This window comes from Mesorhizobium hunchu (assembly GCF_040081975.1).
GTDB lineage: Bacteria > Pseudomonadota > Alphaproteobacteria > Rhizobiales > Rhizobiaceae > Mesorhizobium > Mesorhizobium hunchu.
This window is the reverse complement of record NZ_JBEBMG010000014.1, coordinates 1-26,973: the sequence shown is the minus strand read 5'-3', so window position 1 is coordinate 26,973 and position 26,973 is coordinate 1. Positions and strand designations below refer to the sequence as shown.

30 protein-coding genes are annotated in these 26,973 nt (G+C 65.4%); 13 read left to right on the top strand and 17 right to left on the bottom strand.

Annotation, left to right across the window (positions count from 1 at the left end):
* Positions 1-6 precede the first annotated feature (6 nt).
* From ABMA46_RS19190 to ABMA46_RS19160, 7 genes are all read right to left on the bottom strand, one after another.
* Positions 7-1,266, bottom strand: a complete 1,260-nt coding sequence (locus ABMA46_RS19190) for a cysteine desulfurase-like protein (RefSeq protein WP_349001613.1) — start codon at positions 1,264-1,266, stop codon at positions 7-9.
* A gap of 50 nt (positions 1,267-1,316) precedes the next feature.
* Positions 1,317-2,126, bottom strand: a complete 810-nt coding sequence (iolB, locus tag ABMA46_RS19185) for a 5-deoxy-glucuronate isomerase (protein WP_349001612.1) — start codon at positions 2,124-2,126, stop codon at positions 1,317-1,319.
* Between the two features lie 11 nt (positions 2,127-2,137).
* The gene (locus tag ABMA46_RS19180; RefSeq protein ID WP_349001611.1) at positions 2,138-2,353 is read right to left on the bottom strand and encodes a DUF3329 domain-containing protein; all 216 of its coding nucleotides are present in this window, start codon (positions 2,351-2,353) and stop codon (positions 2,138-2,140) included.
* A 73-nt stretch (positions 2,354-2,426) separates the two neighbouring features.
* Positions 2,427-3,344, bottom strand: a complete 918-nt coding sequence (gene iolE, locus ABMA46_RS19175; protein ID WP_349001610.1) for a myo-inosose-2 dehydratase — start codon at positions 3,342-3,344, stop codon at positions 2,427-2,429.
* 85 nt (positions 3,345-3,429) lie between these two features.
* A complete protein-coding gene (iolD, locus tag ABMA46_RS19170; RefSeq protein WP_349001609.1) occupies positions 3,430-5,277 on the bottom strand; it encodes a 3D-(3,5/4)-trihydroxycyclohexane-1,2-dione acylhydrolase (decyclizing) in 1,848 nt (615 codons plus the stop codon).
* 20 nt (positions 5,278-5,297) lie between these two features.
* Positions 5,298-7,229 (bottom strand): bifunctional 5-dehydro-2-deoxygluconokinase/5-dehydro-2-deoxyphosphogluconate aldolase, encoded by a 1,932-nt coding sequence (locus tag ABMA46_RS19165; RefSeq protein WP_349001608.1) that lies wholly within the window; start codon positions 7,227-7,229, stop codon positions 5,298-5,300.
* Positions 7,230-7,322: 93 nt separating this feature from the next.
* Positions 7,323-8,201, bottom strand: coding sequence for a MurR/RpiR family transcriptional regulator (locus ABMA46_RS19160; RefSeq protein WP_349001607.1), 879 nt, complete (start codon positions 8,199-8,201; stop codon positions 7,323-7,325).
* 223 nt (positions 8,202-8,424) lie between these two features.
* Here ABMA46_RS19160 and ABMA46_RS19155 point away from each other — a divergent pair, with 223 nt between their 5' ends.
* The 4 genes from ABMA46_RS19155 to ABMA46_RS19140 all read left to right on the top strand — a co-directional run bounded on the left by ABMA46_RS19155 (position 8,425) and on the right by ABMA46_RS19140 (position 12,544).
* Positions 8,425-9,372, top strand: a complete 948-nt coding sequence (locus ABMA46_RS19155; protein WP_349001606.1) for a sugar ABC transporter substrate-binding protein — start codon at positions 8,425-8,427, stop codon at positions 9,370-9,372.
* A gap of 64 nt (positions 9,373-9,436) precedes the next feature.
* Positions 9,437-10,558, top strand: coding sequence for an ABC transporter permease (locus tag ABMA46_RS19150; protein WP_349001605.1), 1,122 nt, complete (start codon positions 9,437-9,439; stop codon positions 10,556-10,558).
* 11 nt (positions 10,559-10,569) lie between these two features.
* On the top strand, positions 10,570-11,388 hold the full coding sequence (locus tag ABMA46_RS19145) for an ATP-binding cassette domain-containing protein (protein ID WP_349001604.1): 819 nt from the start codon (positions 10,570-10,572) through the stop codon (positions 11,386-11,388).
* 37 nt (positions 11,389-11,425) lie between these two features.
* Entirely contained in the window at positions 11,426-12,544 is a 1,119-nt protein-coding gene (locus ABMA46_RS19140; protein WP_349001681.1) for a Gfo/Idh/MocA family protein, read from the top strand.
* A 128-nt stretch (positions 12,545-12,672) separates the two neighbouring features.
* On the opposite strand, the gene ABMA46_RS19135 is transcribed toward ABMA46_RS19140, so the two are convergent.
* The 8 genes from ABMA46_RS19135 to hslV form a co-directional block, all read right to left on the bottom strand.
* Positions 12,673-13,764: a 3-deoxy-7-phosphoheptulonate synthase gene (locus ABMA46_RS19135; protein WP_349001603.1), complete on the bottom strand. Its 1,092-nt coding sequence runs from the start codon at positions 13,762-13,764 to the stop codon at positions 12,673-12,675.
* Positions 13,765-13,996: 232 nt separating this feature from the next.
* A complete protein-coding gene (locus tag ABMA46_RS19130; protein ID WP_425475774.1) occupies positions 13,997-14,785 on the bottom strand; it encodes an SDR family oxidoreductase in 789 nt (262 codons plus the stop codon).
* Between the two features lie 22 nt (positions 14,786-14,807).
* Complete coding sequence (gene iolG, locus ABMA46_RS19125) at positions 14,808-15,797, bottom strand: inositol 2-dehydrogenase (protein ID WP_349001602.1); 990 nt, start codon at positions 15,795-15,797, stop codon at positions 14,808-14,810.
* A gap of 162 nt (positions 15,798-15,959) precedes the next feature.
* Entirely contained in the window at positions 15,960-16,886 is a 927-nt protein-coding gene (locus ABMA46_RS19120) for a DUF1402 family protein (RefSeq protein ID WP_349001679.1), read from the bottom strand.
* Between the two features lie 194 nt (positions 16,887-17,080).
* Positions 17,081-18,394, bottom strand: coding sequence for an ATP-dependent protease ATPase subunit HslU (gene hslU / locus ABMA46_RS19115; protein ID WP_349001601.1), 1,314 nt, complete (start codon positions 18,392-18,394; stop codon positions 17,081-17,083).
* 19 nt (positions 18,395-18,413) lie between these two features.
* Positions 18,414-19,016 carry a DUF2585 domain-containing protein gene (locus ABMA46_RS19110; RefSeq protein ID WP_349001600.1) on the bottom strand — a complete coding sequence of 201 codons (603 nt, stop codon included), beginning with the start codon at positions 19,014-19,016 and terminating at the stop codon, positions 18,414-18,416.
* Positions 19,013-19,531 (bottom strand): GNAT family N-acetyltransferase, encoded by a 519-nt coding sequence (locus ABMA46_RS19105; RefSeq protein WP_349001599.1) that lies wholly within the window; start codon positions 19,529-19,531, stop codon positions 19,013-19,015. The genes ABMA46_RS19110 and ABMA46_RS19105 overlap by 4 nt, the downstream gene beginning before the upstream one ends.
* On the bottom strand, positions 19,528-20,085 hold the full coding sequence (gene hslV / locus ABMA46_RS19100; RefSeq protein WP_349001598.1) for an ATP-dependent protease subunit HslV: 558 nt from the start codon (positions 20,083-20,085) through the stop codon (positions 19,528-19,530). Before hslV ends, ABMA46_RS19105 begins: the two co-directional genes overlap by 4 nt.
* A gap of 221 nt (positions 20,086-20,306) precedes the next feature.
* On the opposite strand from hslV, the gene hisB reads away from it, so the two are divergent.
* From hisB to coaA, 9 genes are all read left to right on the top strand, one after another.
* Positions 20,307-20,906, top strand: a complete 600-nt coding sequence (hisB, locus tag ABMA46_RS19095) for an imidazoleglycerol-phosphate dehydratase HisB (RefSeq protein ID WP_349001597.1) — start codon at positions 20,307-20,309, stop codon at positions 20,904-20,906.
* A 6-nt stretch (positions 20,907-20,912) separates the two neighbouring features.
* Positions 20,913-21,389: a DUF2628 domain-containing protein gene (locus ABMA46_RS19090; protein ID WP_349001596.1), complete on the top strand. Its 477-nt coding sequence runs from the start codon at positions 20,913-20,915 to the stop codon at positions 21,387-21,389.
* 1 nt (position 21,390) lies between these two features.
* Positions 21,391-22,041, top strand: a complete 651-nt coding sequence (gene hisH, locus ABMA46_RS19085) for an imidazole glycerol phosphate synthase subunit HisH (protein WP_349001595.1) — start codon at positions 21,391-21,393, stop codon at positions 22,039-22,041.
* Positions 22,038-22,325 carry a DUF1330 domain-containing protein gene (locus tag ABMA46_RS19080; RefSeq protein ID WP_349001594.1) on the top strand — a complete coding sequence of 96 codons (288 nt, stop codon included), beginning with the start codon at positions 22,038-22,040 and terminating at the stop codon, positions 22,323-22,325. The genes hisH and ABMA46_RS19080 overlap by 4 nt, the downstream gene beginning before the upstream one ends.
* A gap of 38 nt (positions 22,326-22,363) precedes the next feature.
* Entirely contained in the window at positions 22,364-23,098 is a 735-nt protein-coding gene (gene hisA, locus ABMA46_RS19075) for a 1-(5-phosphoribosyl)-5-[(5-phosphoribosylamino)methylideneamino]imidazole-4-carboxamide isomerase (RefSeq protein ID WP_349001593.1), read from the top strand.
* 7 nt (positions 23,099-23,105) lie between these two features.
* Positions 23,106-23,948 (top strand): arginase family protein, encoded by an 843-nt coding sequence (locus tag ABMA46_RS19070; protein ID WP_349001592.1) that lies wholly within the window; start codon positions 23,106-23,108, stop codon positions 23,946-23,948.
* A gap of 103 nt (positions 23,949-24,051) precedes the next feature.
* Positions 24,052-24,846, top strand: coding sequence for an imidazole glycerol phosphate synthase subunit HisF (hisF, locus tag ABMA46_RS19065; RefSeq protein ID WP_349001591.1), 795 nt, complete (start codon positions 24,052-24,054; stop codon positions 24,844-24,846).
* An 8-nt stretch (positions 24,847-24,854) separates the two neighbouring features.
* Positions 24,855-25,193, top strand: coding sequence for a phosphoribosyl-ATP diphosphatase (locus ABMA46_RS19060; RefSeq protein WP_349001590.1), 339 nt, complete (start codon positions 24,855-24,857; stop codon positions 25,191-25,193).
* A 23-nt stretch (positions 25,194-25,216) separates the two neighbouring features.
* Positions 25,217-26,176, top strand: a complete 960-nt coding sequence (gene coaA / locus ABMA46_RS19055; RefSeq protein WP_349001589.1) for a type I pantothenate kinase — start codon at positions 25,217-25,219, stop codon at positions 26,174-26,176.
* 21 nt (positions 26,177-26,197) lie between these two features.
* On the opposite strand, the gene ABMA46_RS19050 is transcribed toward coaA, so the two are convergent.
* Positions 26,198-26,737 (bottom strand): phosphatase PAP2 family protein, encoded by a 540-nt coding sequence (locus ABMA46_RS19050; protein WP_425475778.1) that lies wholly within the window; start codon positions 26,735-26,737, stop codon positions 26,198-26,200.
* Between the two features lie 62 nt (positions 26,738-26,799).
* Positions 26,800-26,973: transposase (locus ABMA46_RS19045; protein WP_349001678.1), on the bottom strand; the 174-nt coding region annotated here is incomplete at its 5' end.

Below are 26,973 nucleotides of genomic sequence, written 5' to 3'. Positions count from 1 at the left end.
ATGTCGTCATCCGGCAAGCCGCGCCACCGCGTCAAGGACCCTGTCGACCTCCTCCTCGGCGGTATAGTGCGAAAGCCCGACGCGGATCAGGCCGCCGCGGTCGCGCAGGCTGAGCCGCGCGGATGCTTCATGCGCGTAGAAGTCGCCGGCCCAGACGAAGATGTTGTCGTCCGCCAGGCGCGACGCGACCTCCTGCGGCGTCCGGCCGGCAAGGCGGAAGCTGAAGGTGGGTACGCGCGCGTCCAGCCGGTTGCGGCTGGCGATGCCGTAGAGGCTCAGGCCTGGTATCGCCGTCGCGCCTGACAGGAAGCGATCCATCAGCCGGGCTTCGTAGACGCCGGCCGCGTTCATGCCGGCAACGGCGCGGGCGCGCAGCGGGTCCTGCGGCGCTGCGCCGCCGAACCGCTCGCCGAGCCAGGCGATATGCTCGATCGCGGCCTGGGTGCCGGCCTGTGCCTCGAAGGAGGGGGTGCCCGGCGTATGGCGCCACGGCATGTCGAACGAGGCCGGGCGCACCTTGAGCGGCGTCAGGCGATCGCGCAGCGGAGCGGCCACGAACATCACCCCGGCATGTGGGCCGAAGAACTTGTAGGCCGAACAGGCCAGCAGGTCGCAGCCGATGTCGGCCACGTCGATCGGCAGGTGCGGCGCCGACTGCACGGCGTCCACCATGGTGACGGCCCCCACCGCCCGGCCCGCCGCGACGATGCGCTTCACGTCGTTCACCGTGCCGAGGATATTGGAGGCGTGGTTGCAGGCGACCAGCCTGGTGCGCGGGCCGATCAAGTCGGCAAGCGTGTCGTAGCGGTACTCGAAACTGTCCGGATCGAAATCCAGCCAGCGCACCGTGACACCGCGTTCCTCAGCCGCGATCAGCCAGGGCGCGACATTGCCGTCGTGATCCATGCGGGTCAGCACGATCTCGTCGCCTTCTCGCCAGTCGCGCGCGACCATGCGCGAGAAATGGAAGATGAGCGTGGTGCTGTTGAGCCCGAAGACGATCTCGTCCGATTGCGCGCCGAGCAGGGCGGCGACGGCAGCGTGGGCGTCGGCCATGATCCGGTCGGTGTCGCGCGAGGTGCGGAACGCGCCGCCGTCGTTGGCGCAATGCCGGATCATCACCTCGCCCATGCGCTCGACTACGCGCGCCGGCACCTGCGTGCCGCCGGGCGCGTCGAGATAGGAACGCGGCTTTCCGTCGTCCTCCAGCGCAAGCGCCGGAAAGGCGGCACGCACGGCCGCGATGTCCCATTTGCCGTCGGTCAAGATAAGCTCCGTGGATATGTTCGCAGCCTCAGCAGGAAAGCCGGGCCGGCCTATTTCAGCAGCCATTCGTGTTCGGGCGCGTTATGGAATTTCCAAGTGCGCTTCGGCCCGGCCATGACGTTGAGATAGTAGAGGTCGTAGCCGTGGCACGCGGCGCAGGGGTGGTAGCCCTTGGGCACCAGCGTCACGTCGCCGTCCTCCACCGCCATGACCTCGTCCAGTTCGCGCATGCCGCTCGCGTCCGCGTCGGTGTAGACGCGCTGGAAGGCGAAGCCTTGCGAGGGGTTCAGCCGGTGATAGTAGGTCTCTTCGAGATAGGATTCAGCGGGAAGATCGTTCCGGTCGTGCTTGTGCGGCGGATAGCTGGAGGTGTGGCCGCCGGGCGTGATAACCTCCACCACCAGCAGCGAATCCGCCGGCTCGCCCTCGGGCAATATGTTGGTGACGTAGCGCGTGTTGGTGCCCTTGCCGCGCGTCTCCTGGCCGAGATCGTCGGGCGAAATCACCCGCGCCGGCAGGCCGCCGCCGAGGCCCGGCGCCGAGCAGACGGCAAGCTCCAGCCCGGTCTCGGCCGTCACCGACCAGCGCGAACCCTGCGGCACATAGAGCGACCAGGGCTTGCCCTCGAAGGGCGACATGCGCTCGCCGAGCAGGCCGAAATCCCTGTCTCCCGCCGTGGCTGTCCCCTTGCCGGTGACGAAGACCAGGCACACTTCGCGGTTTCCCGTTTCCTCCGAAACCATCTCGCCTGGCGTCAGGCGATGGAGATCGAAGCCGACATAGGTCCAGCCGGCGGTCTCCGGCGTGACATGCGCGACGCGGCCTTGGCCCTTGTTCGCCTTGACGAGCAGCTTCGACATTTCTTCCTCGCTTATTCCTCGGTGGTTTTCGGGGCGGGCGCCTCGTCCTTCGGTGGCGTATACATCCACAGGAATTGCCACGCGCCATAGACGGCGAAACCGAGCGCGATCAGGCTCCAGGTCTGCGAGCCGCCATAGAATTCCAGCCCGGCCCAGGCCAGGCAGACCGCGACCAGCGCGACGCGCCGCCACAGCGGCCGGAAGAACGGATGATCGACGTCTTTCATTGATCCTCGACGAGGGTGTTACTGTATCGCGTCGAACCTAGCGCCGGCACAGACCATATGCCAGCCGTCTCGGTCACGCGCTGGGGAACCCCTGCGTCTCGACAGTGTAGCCGGCGTCAGCCATCACCCGCATCAGTTCCTTGTGGCCGACTTGGGCCATTTTTAACGGTGGGTTTGCCTTCGGGTCCTGCTCGGCCTCGACCACGAACCAGCCTTCATAGCCGTAATCGGCGAACTTCCGGACGATTGCCGCGAAGTCGAGCGAGCCGTCTCCGGGCACCGTGAAGGCGCCGAGCGCCACTGCGTCCAGGAAGGATTGCCGTGTCCAGTCGAGCGCCTCGATGACGCCCATGCGCACGTCCTTCACATGCACGTGGTTGATGCGCTTGTGGTGCTTGTCGATGGCCGCGAGCACGTCGCCGCCGGCAAAGGCGAGGTGGCCGGCGTCGAGCAGCAGCGGGATGCCTTCGCCGGAATTCTTCATGAAGGCGTCGAGCTCGTGCTCGAACTGCACCACAGCCGCCATGTGATGATGATAGGAAAGCGGCATGCCCTGCTCGGCGCACCATTCGCCGAATTCGGTGACCTTGCGGGCGTAGGCCTTCATCTCGTCGTCGGCCAGCACTGCCTTGTTCGCCAACGGCTTCGACCGGTCGCCCTGGATCGAGCGGCCGACCTCGCCATAGACGATGCATGGCGCGCCGACCGCCTTGAACAGCTCGATCATCGGGGCGATGCGGTCCTTGTTCGCCGCAAGCTCCTCGACCGTCAGCGTGCCGGAGAACCAGCCGCCGCACAGCGTCACGTCGGCTGACTTGAGGATCGGCAGCATCTCTTCGGGTGTGCTCGGAAAACGCCGGCCCTGCTCCATGCCGGTGAAGCCGGCCGAGCGCGATTGGCGAAGGCATTCCTCCAGCGACACGTCGTCGGAGAGTTCGACCAGATCGTCGTTCCACCACGCGATGGGCGACATGCCGAGTTTTGCTTTCAAGTCAGTGCTCCGAACCTTTGACCGTTTGTGCTGCCTGCCGGCATCCTGTCGCGTGAAGAACGGGGAGGGCAGGGCGGTGGAAGTCTCAATTCACCAGATGCTGCGCCTTGCGCTTTTTCTCGTATTCGGCCCGCGCGGCGTTGACCGTCGGCCGCACCGAGACCTCCGGCACCGCGACGTCCCACCAGTGGCCGCCGGCTTCCGTCGAGATCAGCGGATCGGTGTCGATGACGACGACGCTGGTTCGCGTATCGGCCTCCGCCTCCTTCAGCGCCCGCTCCAGTTCGGCGATGGAAGAAACCCGGCGTGCCACCGCGCCCATCGAAGCGGCGTGGGCGGCGAAGTCGATCTCAGGCATTTCCTCGTGCAGCGCGTCCTTCAAGAGATTGTTGAAGTTGGCGCCGCCGGTCGCCATTTGCAGCCGGTTGATGCAGCCGAAGCCGCGATTGTCGAGCACCACGATGGTGAGCTTTTTGCCCAGCATCACCGAGGTCGCGATCTCGGAATTCAGCATCATGTAGCTGCCATCGCCGAGCATGACGATGACGTCGTCGTCCGGCCGCGCGATCTTGACGCCGAGCCCGCCCGCGATCTCGTAACCCATCGTCGAAAAGCCGTAATCGAGATGGTAGCTGCCCGGCTGCCCGGCCGGCCAGAGCTTGTGCAGTTCTCCCGGCAAGCCGCCGGAAGCGCAGACCAGAATGGCTCCGGAGCCGCGCGCGCGATGCACCGCGCCGATCACCTGCGCGTCGGAGGGAAGCGCGTTGGTCGGGTCGGTGACAGCCTTGGCGGCTTCCAACCAGTCGGCCTTGGCGCTCTTCGCGGTCGACACCCAGGCATCCGGCGCCCTCCAATCGCCCAGCCGGCTGTCCAGCGCTTCCAGTCCCGCCTTCGCGTCCGCCACCAGCGGCAGGCCGCTGTGCTTGCCGGCGTCGAAGACCTGCGCGTTCAGCCCGATGATCTTCATCCCCTCGGCCTGGAACAGCGCCCAGGAGCCGGTGGTGAAATCCTGCAGGCGCGAGCCGACGGCGAGCACCAGGTCCGCCTGTTCGGCGAGCAGGTTCGAGGCCGAGGAGCCGGTGACGCCGACCGAGCCCATGTTGAGCGGATGGTCGTGCGGCAGGCTGGACTTTCCGGCCTGCGTCTCCATCACCGGCACGCCGTGCTTTTCCGCGAAGGATTTCAGCGTTTCGGTGGCTTCGGCGTAGAGCACGCCGCCGCCGGCGATGATGACCGGCTTCTTCGCCGCCTTGAGCGCGGCGACCGCCGCGTCGAGTTCGCGCGCGTCCGGCTGCGGCCGGCGCGGCATCCACAGCCGCTCGGCAAAGAAGGCCTCAGGATAGTCGAAGGCCTCGGCCTGAACGTCCTGGCAGAGCGCCAGCGTGACGGGGCCACAATCGGCGGGGTCGGTCAGCACCTGCATGGCACGGTTGAGCGCGGGGATGATCTGCTCGGGCCGCGTGATGCGGTCGAAATAGCGCGAGACGGGCTTGAAGCAGTCGTTGGCCGAGGTCGTGCCGTCGCCGAAACCCTCCACCTGCTGCAGCACCGGGTCGGGCGCGCGGTTGGCGAACACGTCGCCGGGCAGAAGCAGCAGAGGCAGCCGGTTGACATGGGCGAGCGCGGCCGCCGTCACCATGTTGGTCGCGCCGGGGCCGATGGAGGAGGTAGCGGCCATGAAACGGCGCCTGAAGCTCGCCTTGGCGAAACCGATTGCCGCATGCGCCATCGCCTGTTCGTTGTGCGCCCGATAGGTGGGCAGCTCGTCGCGTACCTGGTAAAGCGCCTCGCCGAGACCCGCTACGTTGCCGTGGCCGAAGATCGCCCAGACGCCGCCGAAGATCGGCACTTTCCGGCCGTCGATCTCCGTCATCTGGTGGGTCATGAAGCGGCTCAGCGCCTGGGCCATGGTCAGGCGGATCGTCTTTGTCATCGTTCTTCCTCCCGCAGCCCTTATGCCGCCTCGCGGCCGCGGACGGCAAGCCACGCCCTGGTGAGTTTCTCGAAGCGTTCGGCCATATCGGCGACCGCCTCCTCGTCTGACGATTTGCCGGCGAACCATTGCTCGGCAGCACTTGCGAACAACGTGCGGCCGACCGCGAAGCCCTTGACGATGCCGACGCCGGCTGTCGCGGCGAAGGCGGCTTCGAGCTCGTCCTGCGGCGCCTCCAGCCCGAGCAGCACGACGCCCCGGCAATAGGGATCGTTCTTCCGGATAGCCGCCTCGATATTCGCCCAGGCAACGGACGAGGCCTGCGGCTCCAGCTTCCACCAGTCCGGCTTGATGCCCAATGCGTAGAGCTCTTCGAGCGCCCGCGAGACCGTCGTGTCGTCCAGGCGGCCGTCCTTGCCGGCGATGATCTCCACCAGCAGTTCGCGGCCGACCTTGCGCGCCGCGTCGAACAGGGCGCGCAGTTTCTGCTGCTGCTCCTGTTTCAGCGGCGCCGGATCGTCCGGATGGTAGAAGCAGAGGCATTTGATGCAATGGTCGATCGGCCAGTCGATCAGCTGCGAGCCGATGTCCTGCGAAAACTCGAAGCGCAGTGGCCGCGAGCCGGGCAGTTCCACCGGCCGCCCCAGCCACGTGAAAGGATGGCGGGCGAATTCGAACATCGCCTCGCGGCCGTATTTCTCGTCGAGCAGCATGCCGTAACCCGGCCGGCCGGCTGCAACATGCGCGGCGGCCTTCACCGCCAGCACCTTGAATTCTTTGATACGGGAAAAGTCGGCGCCGGCCTTCTCGGCCGCCGCTTCGAGTTGCATGCGGTGGTCGCAGGCAAAGGTCATCATGGATGGGATGTCGTGCCGCCGCGTCGTCGCCCAGTGGATATGGTTGAGCGCCTCGTCCTTGCGTAGCGCGCGGTGGGAACTGCCGTGTTCGAGGAAATATCGCAGTTCCTCGAAGGTGGGGTACTCCGGCGCGCACAACAGCCGCGAGACGGCGAAGGCGCCGCAGGCATTCGCCCAGGTCGCGGACGTCGTGAGGCTCTCGCCGCCCAGCCAGCCGCGCAGGAAGCCCGACATGAAGGCGTCGCCGGCGCCCAGCACGTTATAGACCTCGATCGCAAAACCCTGGCCGACGACCCCGTCCTCCAGATCGTCCGGGATCGGTCCGTCATAGACGATGCAGCCCATGGCGCCGCGCTTGAGCACAATGGTCGCCGTGGACAGCGTACGGATCGTCTTCAACGCCTGGAGCAGTTCGCTCTCGCCGGAGGCGATCAGCACTTCCTCCTCGGTGCCGACGATCAGATCGCAATCGGGCAGCACCGCCTTCATCTCGGCCGAGACCCGATCCGACTTGACGTAGCGGCCGAACCCTTCGGCATGGCCGGCGAGACCCCAGAGATTCGGCCTGTAGTCGATGTCGAACACGACCTTGCCGCCCTTCTCCTTCATGATGCGCATCGCCTTGCGTTGCGCGGCGGCCGTATTGGGCCGGGAGAAATGCGTGCCGGTGACGACGACCGCGCGCGCCGAAGCGACGAAAGCCTCGTTCACGTCTTCGGGCTCCAGCGCCATGTCGGCGCAGTCGGTGCGCACGAAGATCATCGGCGACACGCCCTCCTCCTCGACCGACAGCAGCACCAGCGCCGTCAATCGTTCCGGATCGGTCTTGAGCGCCGCGTCGCAAACGCCCTCGCGCACGAGCTGCTCACGGATGAAGCGGCCCATCTGCTCGCCGCCGACGCGGGTGAGCAGCGCCGAGCGCAGGCCGAGCCGCGCCGTGCCGACGGCGATATTGGCTGGACAGCCGCCCACGGATTTGGCGAAGGACGTGATGTCTTCCAGCCGCGAGCCGATCTGCTGCCCGTAGAGATCGACAGACGCGCGGCCGATCGTAATGACATCCAGCGACGCCTGCGCGTCGACCGTGTCGCTCATCCGCATCTCCCGTGTTTCGTGCCGGGCCAGATGCCCCGCGTCGCATTATGAAATATTAATTCCATAAATCCGTCAATATGGAACAGGCATTCCCTATCGGATCTTCGGCTCCGGCGATGACCTGCCGGCGGGGCCACGCCGCTTTTCCGCCACGCCGATGCAGATCGCCATGGCCAGCGCCATGCTGGCCGAGAGCGACCGGAAGCCGGCGAAATCAGCCTCGGCGACCTCGAACCAGATGTCGGCGAATTCGGCCAGCGGAGAGAACGCCGAATCGGTGATCGCAACGATCGGCACGCCCAGCCTCGCCAGCGTCTCGGCCTGTTCGATCGTCGCGGGCGCGTAGGGCGCGAAACTGATGATGACGGCGGCGTCCTTCGCCGTGGCGAAGCCGATCATCTCGGCCTCCATGCCGGCAGCCGATTCGATGAGTTGCGTGCGGATCTGCAGCTTGCCGAGCGCATAGGCGATGTAGGAGGCGACCGGGTAGGAACGCCGCCGCGCCAGCACGTGGATCGTCTCGGCTCCGGCCAGGAGCGTGATCGCCTGATCGAGATGCGCCTCGTCGACGGAACGCGAGACATCCTGTAGCGAGGTCGTCGCCGCCGCGACGAAGCCGTCGAAGATGGCGCGATGTCCCGCCCCGTTTTCGGCCTTGTCGCGCAGCGCGGTGAGCCGGTCGTCGTAGGACGAGGTGCGCTCGCGCAGCCTCTCGCGGAACACCGCCTGCATCGCGGTGAAGCCGTCGAAGCCGAGCAACTGGGCGAAGCGTATCAGCGTCGACGGCTGCACGCTGGCCGATGCGGCGATCGAGGCTGCGGTGCCGAAAGCGATATCGTCGGGATTGTCCAACGCATAGGCGGCCACCTGCGCGATGCGCTTCGGCAGGTTCTGCCGTCGCTCGAGGATCGCCGCCCGCAGCGACTCGAAATCGCGCGGGGGCGCCGCAGTGGCCTTGTCGATGGCGCTCATCGTTCTCCCTTCCTTCGGCACGGAGGATCAGGCTTCCCGCGTCCCGGCCCATATCAAGCAGAGGCGGATCGGGGAAGATGGCCCGCGCTTCGATATTTCAACCGGCCCGAACGGTCGAACCTGCTTGACGTATCGAAGCAATATGGAATATATATACCAAAATGCAGAAATTTGGTAGATAAATTCCAATTTTCACAGCAACTCCAGGGAGGAGATCATGGGAATGCGCTTGAAGAAACTTCTGGCAACCGCCGTTGCGGCCCTGCCACTGGTCGTCGGCTACGGTGCCGTGGCTCATGCGGACGGCGAGCATTTCGTGTTCGTCAGCCATGCGCCGGACACCGATTCATGGTGGAACGTCATCAAGAATGCGCTCAAGAACGCCGCCGCCGATACCAAGACAACGGTCGACTACCGCAATCCGGCGACCGGCGACATCGCCGACATGGCGCGCATCATCCAGCAGGCGACGGCCACCAACCCGGACGGCATCATCACCACGATCGCCGATTTCGACGTGCTGCAGAGCGCCATCCAGGGCGCCGTCGCCAAGGGCATCCCGGTCATCACCGTCAATTCGGGCACGGCCGAGCAGTCCAAGCAACTCGGCGCGCTGATGCATATCGGTCAGCCGGAGTACGACGCAGGCAAAGGCGCCGGCGAGCGCGCCAAGGCGGCCGGTGTCACCGATTTCGTCTGCGTCAACCACTACATCACCAACGCCGCGTCGGTGGAACGCTGTCAGGGCTATGCCGATGCGCTCGGCGTGAAACTCGGCGATCACATGATCGATTCCACGCAGGATCCGACCCAGGTCTACAACAAGGTGAAGGCCTATCTCACCGCTCATCCCGATACCAACGGCATCCTGACCCTCGGCCCGAACTCGGCAGAGCCGACCATCAAGCTGCTGCGCGATACCGGCGAGACCTCGAAGTATAATTTCATCACCTTCGACCTGTCCGCCGACATCTCGCAGGGCATCAAGGACGGCATCGTCGAATCGGCGATCGACCAGCAGCCTTACCTGCAGGGCTACCTGCCGGTAATCTTCCTGACCGAATACAAGCGTTACGGCGTCTTGCCGGCGAACAACGTCAACACCGGTCCGGGCTTCGTCACTAAGGACAATATCGAGATGGTCGAAAAGCTGGCCGGCGAATACCGCTAGGCTTCGGCAAAGGCGCGCGGCGGCAGCGTCGCGCGCCCCCGCTCAATCAGAAAGGGAGGCCGCCATGGCGGAGAGCGAAGCCGTCCCGGCTGCGGGACAGCACGTTGATGAACGCCTGCAAAGACAGTCGGGCCTGCGCAAGCTCCTGTCGCGGCCGGAACTCGGCGCCATCGCCGGCACCGTCCTGGTGTTCCTGTTCTTCGGCGCGACGGCGCACGGCACCGGCATGTTCGCCGCCGACGGCATCATGAACTGGATCACCGTCACCGCTCAGCTCACCATCATCGCCACCGGCGCGGCTTTGCTGATGGTAGGGGGCGAGTTCGACCTGTCGGTCGGCTCGATGATCGGCTTCGCCGGCATGATGATCGCCATCCCGACCGTCTATTTCGGCTGGCCGATCGAGGCCAGCGTCGTCTTCGCCTTCTGCGGCGCGCTGCTGATCGGCTTCCTGAACGGGTTGGTCGTGGTGCGCACCCGGCTGCCCTCCTTCATCGTCACGCTGGCCTCGCTTTACATCCTGCGCGGCATGACGATCGCGCTCTCCATCCTGTTCGCCAACCGCACCATTGTATCTGGCGTCAAGAATTTCGCCGACGGCTCGATCGTGGTGCCGCTGTTTTCCGGCAAGGCGTTTCCCGGTCTGTTCGTGTGGCTCGCCAACGCCGGCGTCATCGGCAAGCTGCCCAACGGGCAGCCTGTTGTGCAGGGCATTCCGGCGGTAGTCATCTGGGCCTTTTTCATCGCGCTGATCGGCCATGTCGTGCTGACGCGCACCCGCTTCGGCAACTGGATCTTCGGCGCCGGCGGCGACGCCAATGCCGCGCGCAATGTCGGCGTGCCGGTCGCCAGGGTGAAGATCGCGCTGTTCATGGTCACGGCCTTCTGCGCCACGGTCTATGCTACATGCCAGGTCATGGAATTCGGCTCGGCAGCAGCCGACCGCGGCCTGCTCAAGGAATTCGAGGCCATCATCGCAGCCGTCATCGGCGGCTGTCTGCTGACCGGCGGCTACGGCTCGGTCGTCGGCGCCTTCTTCGGGGCGCTGATCTTCGGCGTCGTCCAGATGGGCATCCTGTTCACCGGCGCTCCGAACGATTGGTTCCAGGTTTTCCTCGGCCTGATGTTGCTGACCGCCGTTCTGTTCAACAGCTATATCCGCCGCCGCGCCACAGGCGAGCGGTGAGGGAGGGCGACATGAGTGAAGCTGCCAATCCTTCCGCCCGTCCGGTTTCCCAGGACGTGCCGCTGATTGAGGTCCGCGACCTGGTCAAGCATTTCGGCCCGGTCGTGGCGCTGAACGGCGTGTCGATGAAGGTGCGCCGCGGCGAGGTGCTGTGCCTGCTCGGCGACAACGGCGCCGGCAAGTCGACGCTGATCAAGACGCTGGCCGGCGTCCACAAGCCGACGAGCGGCCAGTATCTGGTGGAGGGCAGGCCGGTCGCCTTCTCGACGCCCCGCGACGCGCTCGACGCCGGTATCGCCACCGTCTACCAGGACCTCGCGATGGTGCCGCTGACCTCCATTGCCCGCAATTTCTTCATGGGACGCGAGCCGCTGCGCCGCTTCGGCCCGCTGAAGTTCCTCGACCTCGACTTCGCCAACCGCGTGGCGCGCGAGGAAATGAAGAAGATCGGCATCGACGTGCGCGACCCCAGCCAGGCTGTCGGCACGCTGTCGGGCGGCGAACGCCAATGCGTGGCGATCGCGCGCGCCGTCTATTTCGGCGCCAAGGTGCTGATCCTCGACGAGCCGACCTCGGCGCTGGGCGTGGCGCAGACCTCCATGGTGCTGAAATATGTCAACCAGGTCCGCGCCAACGGGCTGGGCGTCATCTTCATCACCCACAATGTCCGCCATGCCTACGCGGTCGGCAATTCCTTCACCGTGCTCAACCGCGGCAAGACGCTCGGCACCTATGAGAAGGCGCAGATCGGCATCGAGGAACTGCAGAACCTGATGGCCGGCGACAAGGAACTCCAGCTTCTGTCCGACGATCTCGGCGGCATGGTGTAGGACCTTCTCCTACCTCGTCGCAAATGAAAGCATGAGCATGAAAAGCATCGGCGTCGGACTGATCGGAACCGGGTTCATGGGCAAATGCCACGCGCTGGCGTGGAATGCGGTGGCGACCGTCTTTCCCGATGTCGCACGCCCCCGGCTGGTGCATCTCGGCGAGGCGGACGGCGAGCTGGCGCATCGCCGTGCGACCGAACTCGGCTTCGCGCGGGCCTCCGGCGACTGGCGCAAGGTGATCGCCGATCCTGAAGTCGATGTGGTCTCGCTGACCACGCCGAACCAGTTCCATCCCGAAATGGCGATCGCGGCGCTTGAGGCCGGCAAGCATCTGTGGTGCGAGAAGCCGATGGCACCGCATTTCGCCGAAGCCGAGGCGATGCGCGACGCGGCGCGCAAGGCCGGCAAGGCCGCCGTGCTCGGCTATAACTATATCCAGAGCCCGGCCATCCGGCAGATCGGCCGGCTGCTCGCCGAAAAGAAGGTCGGCGACCTCAACCACATGCGCATCGAGATGGACGAGGATTTCATGGCCGATGCCGAAACCCCGTTCGGCTGGAAGCACGAGGCGGCGTCCGGCTACGGCGCGCTGGACGATTTCGCCGTGCATCCGCTTTCCCTGATTGCGGTGCTGTTCGGCCGCGTCTTGCGCGTCGTTTGCGACATGGCCAAGCCCTATCCGGATCGCGCTTTGGCCGACGGCGGCCGGCGGCCGGTCGAGACCTGGGACATCGCCAGCGCGCTGATGAAGCTGGAAAACGGCATGTCCGGCACGCTGCTGGTCAACCGCTCCGCATGGGGGCGCAAGGGCCGCATCGCGCTGCAGATCTTCGGCTCGAAGGGATCTATCCTGTTCGATCAGGAGCGCTTCAACGAGTTCCAGCTTTATGTCACCTCGGACGAGCCGACCGAACAGGGCTACCGCACCGTCCTCGCCGGTCCGCAGCACGAGCCTTACGGCGCTTTCGTTCCCGCGCCCGGCCACGGCCTCGGCTTCAACGACCTGAAGGTGGTGGAGTGCCGCGAACTCATCCGCCGTATCGAGGGCGATCGCCAGGCGCGGACGATCGGTTTCGACGAAGGGCTGGAGATCGAGCGCACCGTCCACGCGATGGCCCGTTCGCATGAACAGGGCGGCTGGGTAAACGTGCGTTAGGTCGTACGGACAGTCATCGTGACGCTCACGCGTAGATCGTCATTCCGGCGCCGCGCAGCTGAACCCGGAATGATGCAAGAGGGATGGCGACACGGGAGGCAAGATTGCCTCCCGCCGCTGCCCGAAACTCAAGCGGCTCCCGACCGGATCGCCGTTTGCCCGCGCCGTACCTTGCGCCGCTGGCCCACGGCATCGGCCAGCGTCTTCAGCACCGTTTCCGTCGTTGCCCAGTCGATGCAGCCGTCGGTGATGCTCTGGCCGTAGACCAGCGGCCTCCCCGGCACCACGTCCTGCCGTCCGGCGACCAGATTGCTCTCGATCATGACGCCGATGATGCGCTCGTCCCCGCTCGCCACCTGCCGCGCCACATCGGCGGCGACCGACGGCTGATTCTCCGGCTTCTTGGAACTGTTGGCGTGGCTGACATCGACCATCAGCCGCGCCGGCAGGCCCGCAGATGCCAGTTCCGTTCCTGCCGCCTCGACGCTTTGCGCGTCGTAGTTCGGCGACGTACCGCCGCGCAGGATGACATGGCAGTCCGGATTGCCGGTGGTGGTCGCGATGGCGCTGCGCCCCGCCTTCGTCACCGCCATGAAGTGATGCGGCTGGGCGGCCGACTTCACGGCGTCGACCGCGATGCGCAAATTGCCGTCCGTGCCATTCTTGAAACCGACGGGGCAGGAGAGGCCCGACGCCAGCTCGCGATGGATCTGGCTTTCCGTCGTGCGCGCGCCGATCGCGCCCCAGCTGACGAGGTCGGCGATGTATTGCGGCGTGGTCATGTCGAGGAATTCGGTCGCCGCCGGCAGGCCCAGATTGTTGACGGCGGCGAGCACGCTGCGCGCCAGCCGCAGGCCCTTGTCGATATTGAAACTGCCGTCGAGATCGGGATCGTTGATCAGGCCTTTCCAGCCGACGGTGGTGCGCGGCTTCTCGAAATAGACGCGCATGACGATCTCGAGCCGGTCCGACAGACTGTCGCGCAGCGCCGCCAGACGGCTGGCATAGTCAACGGCTGCGGCGGGATCGTGGATGGAACAGGGACCGACGACGACGACGAGCCTGTCGTCGCTCCCCGTCAGGGCGGCGTGGATGGCATTGCGAGACGCCGCGACGGTGCGCGTCGCCGTCAGCGTTCGCGGAATCTCCTGCATCACCTGGTCGGGCGTGCTCAGTTCCTTGAGTTCGGTGACCCGAAGGTCGTCTGTGGTGGTCAACACGGGCGTTGCTCCTGGTTTGGAGACCTGCCGGCTGAAATGAAAAAGCCGCCAGGTCTGGCGGCTGTTCGGATTTTTTATGCTGCAATCTTCAGATCGAGCGCAATCCTCCCGCCGCCAGCGAGCTGCCGTAGCTAAAGTACCAGAACGTGGCGGTCAGGTGGATCATGCGGTTCCCTTAACCCATGCGGGAACGCTTGTCACGCATCAATGTGCGGTAGGCGGCCGGCTTGGATCACTCGCCGATAATGCCTGGGACATTCTGATCGTAGTCGACCAGCGCGCCGGTCATCACCCCGGATTCGGGGCTGAGCATATAGGTGACGAGGCCGGCCAGTTCGCGCGGCTTGACGAGTTTGCCCATCGGCTGCTTCGCTTCGACCTTCTCCAGCCAGCCGTCGCTGGCGCCGTGCCATTTTTTCTGCACCATGTCCTCGCCTTCCGTATCCATCCAGCCGGGCAGCACCGCGTTGCAGCGGATGCGGTTGGTTCGATAGGCGTTGGCCGTATTCTTGGTCAGCGTCGCCAGCGCGCCCTTGCTCGCCGAATAGGCGGCCAGGAAAGGCTGGCCGCAATGGATGTTGACCGACAGCACGTTGACGATCGAGCCGGGCGCTTCGCGCTCCAGAAGATGGCGGACCACACCCTGCATGAGGAAGAAGGGGCCGCGCACATTGGTGGCGAAGACGTGGTCGAACAGCGCTTCGTCCGTCTCGGTCAGCGCGCCGCGCGCCGACGTGGCGGCGGCGTTGACCAACGCGTTGACGCCGCCCAGAGCCTCGACCGCCATGGCAACGACGCGCTGGCATTGCGCCACCTCGGAAATGTCGGCGCCGATGAAGACGACGTCCGCGCCTTTCGCCCTGAGGGCGGCGGCCGCCCGCGCACCTTTGGCCTCGTCGCGGCCGACCAGCGCCAGCGCGCGGCAGCCCTCGTCCACCAGCGCCTCGGCGACGGCAAAGCCGATGCCCTGCGCCCCGCCGGTCACGATGGCGCGGGTTTCGGCGTTGCGTGCGCTGATCATTCTGCCTCGATCCGGTTCGGCTTCAAAGCCGTACCGTCCTGCCTTCCCTGGCGGAGGTCAGCGCGGCGTCGGCGAGCTTCAGCGCCGCCAGCCCGTCGGCGCCGCTCGGCGCCGCTTTCTGGCCCTTGCTCAAGGCGGCGATGAAGGCGGCGATCTCGTTGGCATAGGCTTCCGTGTATCGCGTCATGAAGAAATCGTGCAGCGGCGGGCGCGTATAGCCCTTCTCGTTGGCGACCTCGATGGAGACCGGCCGCTGGTTCTCCGCCGCGACCATGCCCTTCGAGCCATGCACCTCGATGCGCTGGTCGTAGCCGTAGGTGGCGCGGCGGGAGTTGGAGATGAGTGCCTGCCTGCCGGATGCGGTTTCGAGGATGACGCTGACCGAATCGTAGTCGCCAGCCTCGCCGATCGTCTTGTCCACCAGCACCGACGCATGGGCGCTGACCGAGACCGGCTCCTCGCCGAGCAGGAAACGCGCCATGTCGAAATCGTGGATCGTCATATCGCGGAAGATGCCGCCCGAGCGCTTGATGTAGTCGACCGGCGGCGCGCCGGGGTCGCGCGAGGTGATCGTCACCATTTCGACCTTGCCGATCGCGCCGTCGTCGATCGCCTTCTTCACCGCCATGAAATGCGGATCGAAGCGGCGGTTGAAACCCACCATCAGCGCCGCCCCCGTCTTCTCGACCACCTCGAGGCATTCCTCGACGCGCCTGACATCGAGATCGATCGGCTTTTCGCAGAAGATCGCCTTGCCGGCCTTGGAGAACCGCTCGATCAGGTCGGCATGGGTGTCTGTCGGAGTGCAGATGACCACCGCATCGATGTCGTTGGCCGCTTCGATCTCGTCGATCGAGCGGACCTCGGCGCCATAGGCCGTCGCGATGTCCTTGGCGGCCTGCTCGAAGGCATCGGCGACCGCGACCAGTCTGGCCTCCGGATTGGAGTCCACGGCGCGCGCGTGGACCTTGCCGATGCGGCCGGCGCCAAGCAGGCCAAAACGAACCGTCATGAATTTCCTCCCGATGGTCCCGGTGGCCTGGAGCCATTGCGGAACGAAAAAACCAATAGAGACAAGAATGAAATATTTATTCCGTTCAGCATCTAGCCGTCAAGCGGCCTGCCGTACTCCGGAAGGAAAATCCCGTCCGCCGTTCTTCGAACGCTTCCTTGCTCAGAACAGGGCCTTCAGTTCCGGCAGTTTGTCGTTGACCAGCCAGCCGTAATAATTCTCCTCGGGCAGGCGTTCCGGCTGGCCGGCGGCGCGGCGCTGGGCGTTCTCCTTCCTCAGCGCATAGGCGCGCTCTTCGGGATTGCCGACATTGTAGAGCGTGGCGGTGATGCCGGGGTTGTCCGAGATGTCGAAGCCGGCGATGGACCGGTAGGCGTCGATCGATTTCCTCAGCGTCGCGGCCACGTAGTTCAGCGTCAGGTCGGGATCCATGATGGTCTTGTAGACCTGGTTGGGATCGTCGACGTCGAGCTTCGGCAGACCGGAGACCCGGTGCACCAGATCGCTCATCTCCAGCGCCGTCAGCGGATTGAGCTGGCCGAGCCCGAAGGTTTGCCCGGCGTAATAGGGCTGGAAGAACACCGCGCCGAAGCGGTTGTCGGGAAAGCTCTCGCCGCCGACCGTCCTGCCCCGGAAAGCGTGGTTCCAGACATTCTCGCGGCAGACCCACAGGTCGTAGCTGCCGGACTTGCCGGCGCAGGCGGAAAATTGCGGCCGCTGCACGAAGTCCGACACATCCTCGCCGTTATAGGCGAAGGAAAGCCGGGAGGAGAGGTAGGACATCGCCTTGACATAGTAGGTCTGCAACCGGTCGTAGGCATCGACATTGTAGGTGTGCTCGCCCACGATCGCGCCGACGATGTGCATCGGGTCGATGCCGTAAGCCGCCGCGTCCTGCCTGATCTTTGAACGCAGCTTGGCGTCGTTCTTCAGCAGCGCGTAGACTTTCCGGTACTTGGCCTGGAAGGTGGTGCTGGTAGCCTGGGTGCGATGCACGGACGCGCCGGGAATTGGCGGCTGCTCCGCGTTACGGTTGCCGGGCGGGACCATTTCGGCGGCAAAGGTGGTCGAGGCCGCACAGGCGAGCATCGTCCCAACGAGTAGACCGAGAAATCTGTTCATCCGCCGCGCCCGAAGACATCCATCCGACCGTCGCTTGGTCCTAAGGCAAAGCGACCGCGCGAGTCGAGCCGTTTTGGGGAACGCCTGGACGAAAGTAGCCGGGTGGAGCCGTTCGGCCACAGGCGACGGCGGCACGCCGGCGCCTGCGGTCGTTCCGCCCTTTAAAGGATGAAGCGCGACAGGTCCGTGTTCTTCGCCAAGTCGCCGACATGCTGCTTCACATAGTCGGCGTCGATCGTCACGGCGGTGCCGTCGCGGTCGGGCGCGTCATAGGAGATCTCGTCCAGCACCCGCTCCATCACCGTCTGAAGGCGGCGCGCGCCGATATTCTCCACCGTGGCGTTGAGGTCGACCGCGATGCCGGCCAGCGCGTCGATGGCGTCGTCGGTGAAGTCGAGCGTCACGCCCTCGGTCGCCATCAACGCCACGTACTGCTTGATGAGGCTGGCCTCCGTCTCCGTCAGGATGCGGCGGAAATCCTCCTTTTCAAGCGCTCTGAGCTCGACGCGGATCGGCAGGCGGCCCTGCAGCTCCGGCAGGAGGTCGGAGGGCTTGGCCACATGGAACGCGCCCGACGCGATGAACAGGATGTGATCGGTCTTGATCGGCCCGTATTTGGTGGCGACCGTCGTGCCCTCGACCAGCGGCAAGAGGTCCCGCTGCACGCCCTCGCGCGAGGGGCCGCCGGAGACGCCGTCCTGGCGCGCCGCCACCTTGTCGATCTCGTCGATGAAGACGATGCCGTCGTTCTCTGCCGATTCCAGTGCGCGCCGCGTCACTTCTTCCTGATCGAGCAGCTTGTCGGACTCGTCCTGGATCAGCAGGTCGTAGGATTCCTTGACCGTGGTCTTGCGCGTCTTGGTGCGCTTGCCGCCCATCGCCTTCGACAGCATGTCGTTGATGTTCATGACGCCGATATTGGCGCCCGGCATGCCGGGGATCTCGAAGCTCGGCATGCCGCCGTTGCCGGTGTCGGCGACCTCGATCTCGATCTCCTTGTCGTCCAGTTCGCCGTCGCGCAGCTTCTTGCGGAAGGAATCGCGCGTGGCGGGCGAGGCGGTCTTGCCGACCAGCGCCTCCAGCACGCGCTCCTCGGCATTGACATGTGCCCGCGCCTTGACGTCCTCGCGCATCTTCTCGCGCGTCAGGCCGATGGCGACCTCGACAAGGTCGCGCACGATCTGCTCGACGTCGCGGCCGACATAGCCGACCTCGGTGAACTTGGTCGCCTCGACCTTGACGAAGGGCGCACCGGCGAGCTTGGCGAGACGCCGCGAAATCTCGGTCTTGCCGACGCCGGTCGGGCCGATCATCAGGATGTTCTTCGGCATCACCTCTTCGCGCATCTGGCCTTCCAGCTGTTGGCGGCGCCAGCGGTTGCGCAACGCGATGGCCACGGCGCGCTTGGCGTCCTTCTGGCCGATGATGAAGCGGTCGAGCTCGGAAACGATCTCACGGGGGGAAAAATTGCTCATGGACTGAAAACCCGGTTCCCTATTTGGGAATTGCACTTTGCCACTGCTTGATGGCCTCGAACGGATGCAGCAGCATGATCACGTTGAGGGTGAGGTTGTCGCGGATCATGTAGCCGGTGCCGATCTCGAAGAAGATGGCGATGGCCACGACCAGCCATATAGGAAGCCACCGCGCCATCACAAAGCCCAGCATCATGGCCAGCGTGTCCGACACCGAATTGATGATGGAATCGCCATAATAGTCGAGCGAAATGGTGCCTTCGCGATAGCGGTTGATGATGAAGGGGCTGTTTTCCAGGATTTCCCAGCCGCCCTCGATCAGCAGGACGAAGGCGAGCCGGAACCAGATCGAGCGCTTCGGGAACAGCCAGCGCGACAGCGCGTAGAACAGGAAACCGTGGATGATGTGGGAGGGCGTGTACCAGTCCGAGATATGCTGGGAATTCTCTGAGCTGACCACGACGCCGTGCCAAAGCTTGACGTAACCGCAGGTGCAGATCGCCGGATGGCCCTCGATGTGGAGCGCCAATGCCTGCACGGCGATGATGACGGCCGCCACGACGAGGCCGGTCTTCCACGTCAGCGCAAAGGGTGCGCCTTTGCCGTCATCTGCCACGCTCATATGTCCTCCTCGGCCTCGATCGCCATCAATACCACGTCGCCATAGCGCGACGTTCTGCGGTCGATCTCACGAAATCCCGCCTTTTCATAGGCGCGGATGGCGCGGGCATTGTCCGGATGCGGATCGATGATGACGCGCGGCGCGCCCTCGGCGAACAGTTCCTCCACGAACTGCCGCACGATCGCCGAACCATGGCCGATGCCAACCATCTCCCCCGGACCGATCGAGAGATCTATGCCGAGCGTGCCGAAAGGTTGGTCCGAATAGGGATGGTCGTCTTCCAGATGCGGATCGTAACTTTGCAGGTAGGCGATCGGCTTGCCGGAAAGCTCGACGATCAGCGGCTCGACCGAAATGCTGTCGATGTGGTCCCGGATGGAGGCGATCCCGGCTTCGGGATCGTCCCACCATTCGGCGACATGAGGCTCGGCCAGCCAGCCGGCGACGAGCGGAAGGTCCGCCTCGGTCACCGGCCGGAAGTCGTAGCGCGCAGCCGACCCGCCGGGCGGCTTCACGCGGCCGCGTCCTCGATGGTCTCGACCACGAAATTGTTGTTGGTGTAGACGCAGATATCGGAAGCGATCTGCATCGCCTTGCGGGCGATTTCCTCCGCGTCCTTGTCGGTGTCGATCAGCGCGCGGGCTGCTGCGAGCGCATAGTTGCCGCCCGAGCCGATCGCCATCACCCCCTGCTCCGGCTCCAGCACGTCGCCGTTTCCGGTCAGCGCCAGCGATACGCTCTTGTCCGCCACCAGCATCATGGCTTCGAGACGGCGCAGATAGCGGTCGGTGCGCCAGTCCTTGGCGAGCTCCACCGAGGCGCGCATCAGCTGGTCGGGGTACTGTTCGAGCTTGGCTTCCAGCCGTTCCAGCAGGGTGAAGGCGTCGGCGGTGGCGCCGGCGAATCCGGCGATGACGCTGCCGCCCTTGCCGATGCGGCGCACTTTTCTGGCGTTGCCCTTCATGATGGTCTGGCCGAGGCTCACCTGGCCGTCGCCGGCGATCACCACCTTGCCGCCCTTGCGCACGGTCACGATGGTCGTGGCGTGCATGGTCAGTTCATTCGACATTTTTGCTCCGTTTGCGCCCGGCCCCCGTCAGGCAGCCGCGCGGTACGAGTGATGTTGGCGCTTATGTATGCAAAGGCCGGTCATTTGCAAACCTGTCCGTCAGGCCGGCTTTCGCCGGTTTGCCGATTGGCAATCGCCGGATCATGCTGCTAGAAGGCTTTCGTTTTCAAGCGCCCGTCCTCAGGGACGCGGCCCAGCCAGAGCGAAGCCAGGACAAGGCTATGACCGCCCGTTCCGCCGAAACCAGCCGCAAGACGAAGGAAACCGAGATTTCGGTCTCCGTCGATCTCGACGGCGCCGGAAAGTCCGACATCGTCACCGGCGTCGGCTTCTTCGATCACATGCTCGACCAGTTGTCGCGGCACTCGCTGGTCGACATGACGGTGCGCGCCAAGGGCGACCTGCATATCGACGACCATCACACGGTGGAAGACACCGGCATCGCGCTCGGCCAGGCGATCGCCGGGGCTCTCGGCGAGCGGCGCGGCATCATGCGCTACGCCTCGATCGACCTCGCCATGGACGAGACACTGACCTCGGCGGCGATAGATGTGTCGGGCCGGCCTTTCCTGGTCTGGAACGTCGCTTTCTCGTCGCCCAAGATCGGCACGTTCGACACCGAACTGGTGCGCGAGTTCTTCCAGGCGCTGGCGCAGCACGCCGGCATCACACTCCACGTCAACAACCGCTACGGCGCCAACAACCACCACATCGCCGAGACCTGCTTCAAGGCGGTCGCGCGGGCGCTGAGGGCGGCGCTCGAACAGGATCCGCGCCAGCCTGACGCCGTTCCCTCCACCAAGGGATCGCTGAAGGGGTAGCGGCCGATGACGGGCTATGTCGTGATGGAGAAGCCCGGCCGTGACGGCGTGGCCGACGTAGTCTTCGTGCGCGATGCCTTCTCCTGGATCGCGTTCATCGTGCCGCCGCTGTGGCTGCTGTTCCATCGCCTGTGGGGCGAGGCGCTCATCGCCTTCCTCGCGCTCGGCGTGCTCTCGCTTGCCGGCGAGCAGGCCGGCTGGGATCTGGCAGGCTCTCTGCTGACGCTTCTGGTTTCGCTCTATGTCGGCCTGGAAGGCCAGGGGATGCGGCTGGCGGCCCTTCACCGCCGCGGCTGGCGCGAATGGGGGGCTGTCGAGGCCCGCACGCTGTTCGATGCCGAAACGCGCTACGCCGCCGAGCGCGGCGAGGCGGCCGATGGCCCCGGAGTGGAGCCGGCGCCGCACATAGTGCCTGCTGCCACGCCCCGCGCGACGCATCCCGGCCTTGTCCTGGGTCTCGGGCCGACGCAGGGAAGGGCCTGACATGCGCATCGCCATCATCGACTACGGCTCCGGCAATCTGCGCTCGGCGACGAAGGCGTTCGAGCGGGCCGCGCGCGAGGCTGGTATTGCTGCCGAGATCGACCTGACGGCCGACGCTGGGCGGGTGCTCTCCGCCGACCGCGTCGTGTTGCCGGGCGTCGGCGCCTATGCCGACTGCGCCGCCGGCCTGCGTGCGGTTCCCGGCATGTGGGAAGCGGTCGAGGAAGCGACCGGGCCGAGGGCGCGGCCGTTTCTCGGCATCTGCGTCGGCATGCAGTTGATGTCCGAGCGCGGGCTGGAGAAGACCGTCACGCCGGGTTTCGGCTGGATCGTCGGCGACGTGAAGGAGATCACGCCGTCCGATCCCGCTCTGAAGATCCCGCAGATCGGCTGGAATACGATCGAACTGAAGCGCGACCACCCGCTGTTTGCCGGCATCCCCACCGGCCAGGCCGGGCTGCATGCCTATTTCGTCCATTCCTACCATCTCGACGCGCGCGATCCGGGCGAGGTGCTGGCCGTCGCCGACTATGGCGGGCCGGTCACGGCGGCCGTCGCGAAGGAGAACCGCGCCGGCACCCAGTTCCATCCCGAGAAGAGCCAGGCGCTCGGCTTGGCGCTGATCGCCAATTTCCTGAGGTGGAAGCCATGAAGAAGGGCTACTGGATCGCGATGGTGTCGATCACCGATCCCGAACACTACAAAGACTATATCGCCGCCAACGCCGCGGCGTTCGGGAAGTTCGGCGCCCGGTTCCTGGCGCGCGGCGGCGAGGCGGAGTTTCCGGAAGGTTTCCCGGCCACGCGCACCGTGATCATCGAATTCGAGTCCTACGAAACCGCGCTCGCCTGCTACCGTTCGCCCGAATATGCGGCCGCCCTTCGCATCCGCCGCCTGGCCGCGACCGCGCATGTCGCCATTGTCGAAGGCGTCTAGGACGTCCATATCTTCCCAGATTCGAGGCAGACCGACCAGTGATCCTCTTTCCCGCCATCGACCTGAAGGACGGCCAGTGCGTGCGCCTGCGCCACGGCGACATGGCGACCGCCACCGTCTACAACGAAGATCCCGCCGCGCAGGCGCGCGCCTTCGAGGCGCAGGGGTTCGAATGGCTGCATGTCGTGGACCTGAACGGCGCCTTCCGGGGCGCCAGCGTCAACAGCGCCGCCGTCGGCGCGATCCTGAAGGCGACGAAGAACCCGGTGCAGCTCGGTGGCGGCATCCGCACGCTGGCGCAGATCGAGGACTGGCTCGCCCGCGGGCTCGCCCGCGTCATCCTCGGCACCGTCGCCGTGCGTGATCCGGACCTCGTGAAGGATGCCTGCCGCAGGTTTCCCGGCCAAGTCGCGGTCGGTATCGACGCCAAGGGCGGCAAGGTCGCCGTCGAGGGTTGGGCCGAATCTTCCTCGCTCGGCGTCGTCGAACTGGCACAGAAATTCGAGGGCGCCGGCGTCGCCGCCATTATCTACACCGACATCGACCGCGACGGTGTGCTGAGCGGCATCAACTGGCGTTCCACCATCGATCTGGCGGATGCGGTCTCCATCCCAGTCATCGCGTCGGGCGGGCTCGCCTCGCTCGACGACATCCGCCGCATGACCGAGCCGGACGCGCGAAAGCTGGCCGGTGCCATTTCCGGCCGGGCGCTTTATGACGGCCGCATAGACCCGCTCGAGGCGCTCGCCATCCTGCGCGCCGCAAGCATTTAGGACAGTCATGAAAGTCACCATCATTCTCGCCTCCTACGACAGCGGCCACTATCACGGCGGCTGCGGTCAGGGTCCCGACGCCATCATCGCCGGCGGGCTGGTGGACGAGCTTGCCCTGCACGGCCACGAGGCGACCGTGGAGGACATCGAGAAGGTGACCGAGGACGACGAACAGGCGCGCGAGGTCAGCACCGGTTTCGCCGTCTGCGATGCGGCGGCCGGGCATGTCGCTGGCGCGATCGGCCTTGGGCGGTTCCCGATCGTGCTTGCCGGCAACTGTCTGACCACCGCCGGTGCCGTCGCCGGCGAAAAGGCGGATTCCGTCGTCTGGTTCGACCAGCACGCCGACCTGAACACGCCCGAGACCTCGACCAGCGGCTTCCTGGACGGCATGGCGGTGGCGACGCTGCTCGGCAGGTGCTGGCGGCCGCTCGCCGGCGCCATCCCCGGCTTTGCGCCGATCGAGCCGCAGCGCGCCATGCTGGTCGGCGTGCGCGCCGTCGATCCCGCCGAGGAGGGGCTTCTCAAGGAGCAGTCCATCCTGAGCGTGCAATGCTCCGAGGCCGCCGGCAAGGCGGCCAGTCTGATGGAAGCGGGCGCCCGCCGAACCCATCTTCATATCGATCTCGACGTTCACGATCCCGAGATGCTTCAGGTCAACCGTTACGCCACGCCGGGCGGCCCGTCGCCGGACCAGCTCCGCAAGGCTGTCATCGGTGCGGCCGACGCCCTGCCGATCGTCGGCGTCACGCTGTCCGCCTATGATCCGATCGTCGATCCGAGCGGCGAGGTGCCGCCGGTGGTCGGCAAGCTGCTGATCGAACTGCTCGACACGCTGGAGAAGCGCTGATGCGGAAATCGCGCGTCATCCCTTGTCTCGACGTGAAGGACGGCCCGCGTCGCCCGCAGCCGCGCAGCGGCGAGGACACGCAATCGAGAAAGGCGGTCGTCCTGTGAGCCTGAAATCGCGCGTCATCCCTTGTCTCGACGTGAAGGACGGCCGCGTCGTCAAGGGCGTCAACTTCATCGACCTGATCGATGCCGGCGATCCGGTCGAGGCGGCCAAGGCCTACGATGCGGCGGGCGCCGACGAACTGTGCTTCCTCGACATCACCGCGTCGTCCGACAATCGCGAAACGATCCTCGACGTCGTGGCGCGCACGGCCGAGCAATGCTTCATGCCGCTGACGGTGGGCGGCGGCGTGCGCGCGGTCGCCGACATCCGCAGGCTGCTCCTGGCCGGCGCCGACAAGGTTTCGATCAATACGGCGGCGGTGAAGAATCCCGATTTCGTCGCGGAAGCAGCCGACAAGTTCGGCAACCAGTGCATTGTCGTCGCCATCGACGCCAAAAAGGTCTCTGCCGCCGGCGAGGCGGACCGTTGGGAGATCTTCACGCATGGCGGCCGTGAGGGGACCGGCATCGACGCGGTGGAATTCGCCGCCAGGGTGGTCGGTCTCGGCGCCGGCGAAATCCTGCTGACCTCGATGGACCGCGACGGCACCAAGGCCGGCTACGACATCGCGCTGACGCGGGCGGTCGCCGACGCGGTGCGCGCGCCGGTGATCGCCTCGGGCGGCGTCGGCACCCTCGATCACATGGTCGACGGCATCCGGGAAGGCCATGCGACGGCGGTGCTCGCCGCCTCGATCTTCCACTTCGGCACCTATTCGGTTCGGGAGGCCAAGGCCTACATGGCGGCGGCCGGCCTGCCGATGCGGCTGGACTCGGCAACCGACGCGCCGTAAACGGCCTCATGACCGAATTTTCGCTGTCCGATCTGGAAACGATCATCGCCGGGCGCGCCCGTTCCGGCGACCCGCAATCGTGGACGGCGAAGCTGTTTGCGCAAGGCATGGACAAGGCGGCCCAGAAAATGGGCGAAGAGGCCGTCGAGGCCGTCATCGCCGCCGTCAGGGGAGATGCCGAGGCACTCGTTTCGGAGAGCGCCGATCTTCTCTATCATTGGCTGGTCGTTCTGGCCGTCGCCGGGGTGCCGCTGTCCAGCGTGATGGCCGAACTCGAGCGCCGCACGGGTCGGTCCGGCATCGCCGAGAAGGCTTCGCGCCAAGGCGGCGGCAAGGGCGGCGACTAACCGCCGGGAGGGAAGGGCACGCGATGGACCAGCTTGCGCCCACCGAGAAATATTCGCCTTATCTGTTCTTTTCCGCCGAGGAGTGGGCGGCGTTCCGCGCCGACACGCCGCTGACCCTGACCGAAGACGAGATCGACCGGCTTCGTTCTCTCAACGATCCGATCGACCTCGAGGAGGTCAAGCGCATCTACCTGTCGCTGTCGCGCCTGCTGTCGGCCCATGTCGAGGCGAGCCAACTTCTGTTTCGCCAGCGCCAGCTCTTCTTCAACAAGCAGATGGTGGTGAAGACGCCCTTCATCATCGGCATCGCCGGCTCGGTCGCCGTGGGGAAATCCACCACGGCGCGCGTGCTGAAGGAACTGCTCGCCCGCTGGCCCTCCAGCCCCAAGGTCGACCTCGTCACCACCGACGGCTTCCTGCTGCCCAACGAGGTGCTACGCCGCGAGAACCTGATGGAGCGCAAGGGTTTCCCCGAAAGCTACGACATCGGCGCGCTGCTGCGCTTCCTGTCAGGGATCAAGGCCGGCTTGCCGGACGTGCGCGCGCCGCTCTATTCGCACCTCACCTACGACGTGCTGCCGGGCGCCTTCGCCGCGATCGACCGGCCCGACATCCTGATCTTCGAGGGCATCAACGTGCTGCTTCCCGGCAGATTGCCGGCCGACGGCAAGATCGTGCCCTTCCTGTCAGATTTCTTCGACTTCTCGATCTACATCGACGCCGACGAGACCCTGATCCACGACTGGTATATCGCCCGCTTCATGCGGTTGCGCGAGACCGCCTTCGTCAATCCGGATTCCTTCTTCCACCGCTATTCGCAGCTTTCCGAAAGCGCCGCCCGAGCGATCGCCGAAGGGCTGTGGACGAACATCAACCTGAAGAACCTCCGCGAGAACATCCTGCCGACCCGCCCGCGCGCCGACCTCATCCTCAGAAAGGGACCCGACCACCTGATCGAAGAAGTGGCGCTCAGGAAGTTGTAAGGATTGCCCGAAGCTCGCTCTTCATGTGGCTTGAGCGCCCGAAACCTGACCGATAATTCCCGGCAGCCGATACTTAGCGTGAACTTGCCAGCGCAGCACCTGCGTAACAACCGCTATCGAGATCGTCGCGACCAGAAAACCGGCCACGATGTCCGTGACATAGTGGCCACCGTTGGAGACTGCAGAGACCGCCATCAGCACGTTCAGGGCGGCAAATGGATACCGAAACGATTTTACCGGCCATGCGGCCCAACCGCAGAGAAGAGCGGCCGCCGCATGCACGGATGGGAAGGTCACGATCCCTGACGCATTGGCCAATGAGAGCGTGAACGTCGGCGCGCTCCGTACCGCCAGGAAGTCGTGAAGGAAGGCAAAGCCATAGTGGACGTTGATGCTGTTCAACTGTGGCTGGGATATTCCATGGGCCGCATAAGTGCCCAGCGCCGGAAACCAGATCGATATGATGGAAGAAGTATAGCAGATGACGCCGTAGGCGAAGATCATGCGGTAACTGCGTTCCTGGTATCCCGCTATCCCGAGCAGGAGAGGCAGGGTCAGCAACTGGAAGGAAATGGACGAATAGGCATACTGCAAAGCGGTGGCTAGGCTCAGGACTCATTGTTTCAGAGCCAGAAGATGACGGTTGCGGCGATGCAGATTGCGGAGAAGAAGGTATGGGCGCATCGGTCGTAGCGGGTGGCGACGCGCCGCCAGTCTTTAAGCTTGGCGAAGAGGTTCTCGACCTTGTGGCGCTGGCGGTAGAGCGCCTTGTCGTAAGGATACGGGATTTTCCGGCT

Excerpts from the sequence above, each read along its gene's own strand:
- ABMA46_RS19140 (WP_349001681.1), top strand. The coding sequence starts at position 11,426 with ATGAAAAGCATCGGCGTCGGACTGATCGGAACCGGGTTCATGGGCAAA.
- ABMA46_RS19110 (WP_349001600.1), bottom strand. The coding sequence starts at position 19,016 with ATGAGCGTGGCAGATGACGGCAAAGGCGCACCCTTTGCGCTGACGTGG.
- ABMA46_RS19090 (WP_349001596.1), top strand. The coding sequence starts at position 20,913 with ATGACGGGCTATGTCGTGATGGAGAAGCCCGGCCGTGACGGCGTGGCC.
- ABMA46_RS19165 (WP_349001608.1), bottom strand. The coding sequence starts at position 7,229 with ATGAGCGACACGGTCGACGCGCAGGCGTCGCTGGATGTCATTACGATC.
- ABMA46_RS19080 (WP_349001594.1), top strand. The coding sequence starts at position 22,038 with ATGAAGAAGGGCTACTGGATCGCGATGGTGTCGATCACCGATCCCGAA.
- ABMA46_RS19145 (WP_349001604.1), top strand. The coding sequence starts at position 10,570 with ATGAGTGAAGCTGCCAATCCTTCCGCCCGTCCGGTTTCCCAGGACGTG.
- ABMA46_RS19180 (WP_349001611.1), bottom strand. The coding sequence starts at position 2,353 with ATGAAAGACGTCGATCATCCGTTCTTCCGGCCGCTGTGGCGGCGCGTC.
- ABMA46_RS19120 (WP_349001679.1), bottom strand. The coding sequence starts at position 16,886 with ATGCTCGCCTGTGCGGCCTCGACCACCTTTGCCGCCGAAATGGTCCCG.
- coaA (WP_349001589.1), top strand. The coding sequence starts at position 25,217 with ATGGACCAGCTTGCGCCCACCGAGAAATATTCGCCTTATCTGTTCTTT.
- ABMA46_RS19160 (WP_349001607.1), bottom strand. The coding sequence starts at position 8,201 with ATGAGCGCCATCGACAAGGCCACTGCGGCGCCCCCGCGCGATTTCGAG.
- hisB (WP_349001597.1), top strand. The coding sequence starts at position 20,307 with ATGACCGCCCGTTCCGCCGAAACCAGCCGCAAGACGAAGGAAACCGAG.
- ABMA46_RS19060 (WP_349001590.1), top strand. The coding sequence starts at position 24,855 with ATGACCGAATTTTCGCTGTCCGATCTGGAAACGATCATCGCCGGGCGC.
- ABMA46_RS19155 (WP_349001606.1), top strand. The coding sequence starts at position 8,425 with ATGCGCTTGAAGAAACTTCTGGCAACCGCCGTTGCGGCCCTGCCACTG.
- iolD (WP_349001609.1), bottom strand. The coding sequence starts at position 5,277 with ATGACAAAGACGATCCGCCTGACCATGGCCCAGGCGCTGAGCCGCTTC.
- iolB (WP_349001612.1), bottom strand. The coding sequence starts at position 2,126 with ATGTCGAAGCTGCTCGTCAAGGCGAACAAGGGCCAAGGCCGCGTCGCG.
- hslV (WP_349001598.1), bottom strand. The coding sequence starts at position 20,085 with ATGTCGAATGAACTGACCATGCACGCCACGACCATCGTGACCGTGCGC.
- hslU (WP_349001601.1), bottom strand. The coding sequence starts at position 18,394 with ATGAGCAATTTTTCCCCCCGTGAGATCGTTTCCGAGCTCGACCGCTTC.
- hisH (WP_349001595.1), top strand. The coding sequence starts at position 21,391 with ATGCGCATCGCCATCATCGACTACGGCTCCGGCAATCTGCGCTCGGCG.
- ABMA46_RS19150 (WP_349001605.1), top strand. The coding sequence starts at position 9,437 with ATGGCGGAGAGCGAAGCCGTCCCGGCTGCGGGACAGCACGTTGATGAA.
- ABMA46_RS19130 (WP_425475774.1), bottom strand. The coding sequence starts at position 14,785 with ATGATCAGCGCACGCAACGCCGAAACCCGCGCCATCGTGACCGGCGGG.
- iolG (WP_349001602.1), bottom strand. The coding sequence starts at position 15,797 with ATGACGGTTCGTTTTGGCCTGCTTGGCGCCGGCCGCATCGGCAAGGTC.
- ABMA46_RS19070 (WP_349001592.1), top strand. The coding sequence starts at position 23,106 with ATGAAAGTCACCATCATTCTCGCCTCCTACGACAGCGGCCACTATCAC.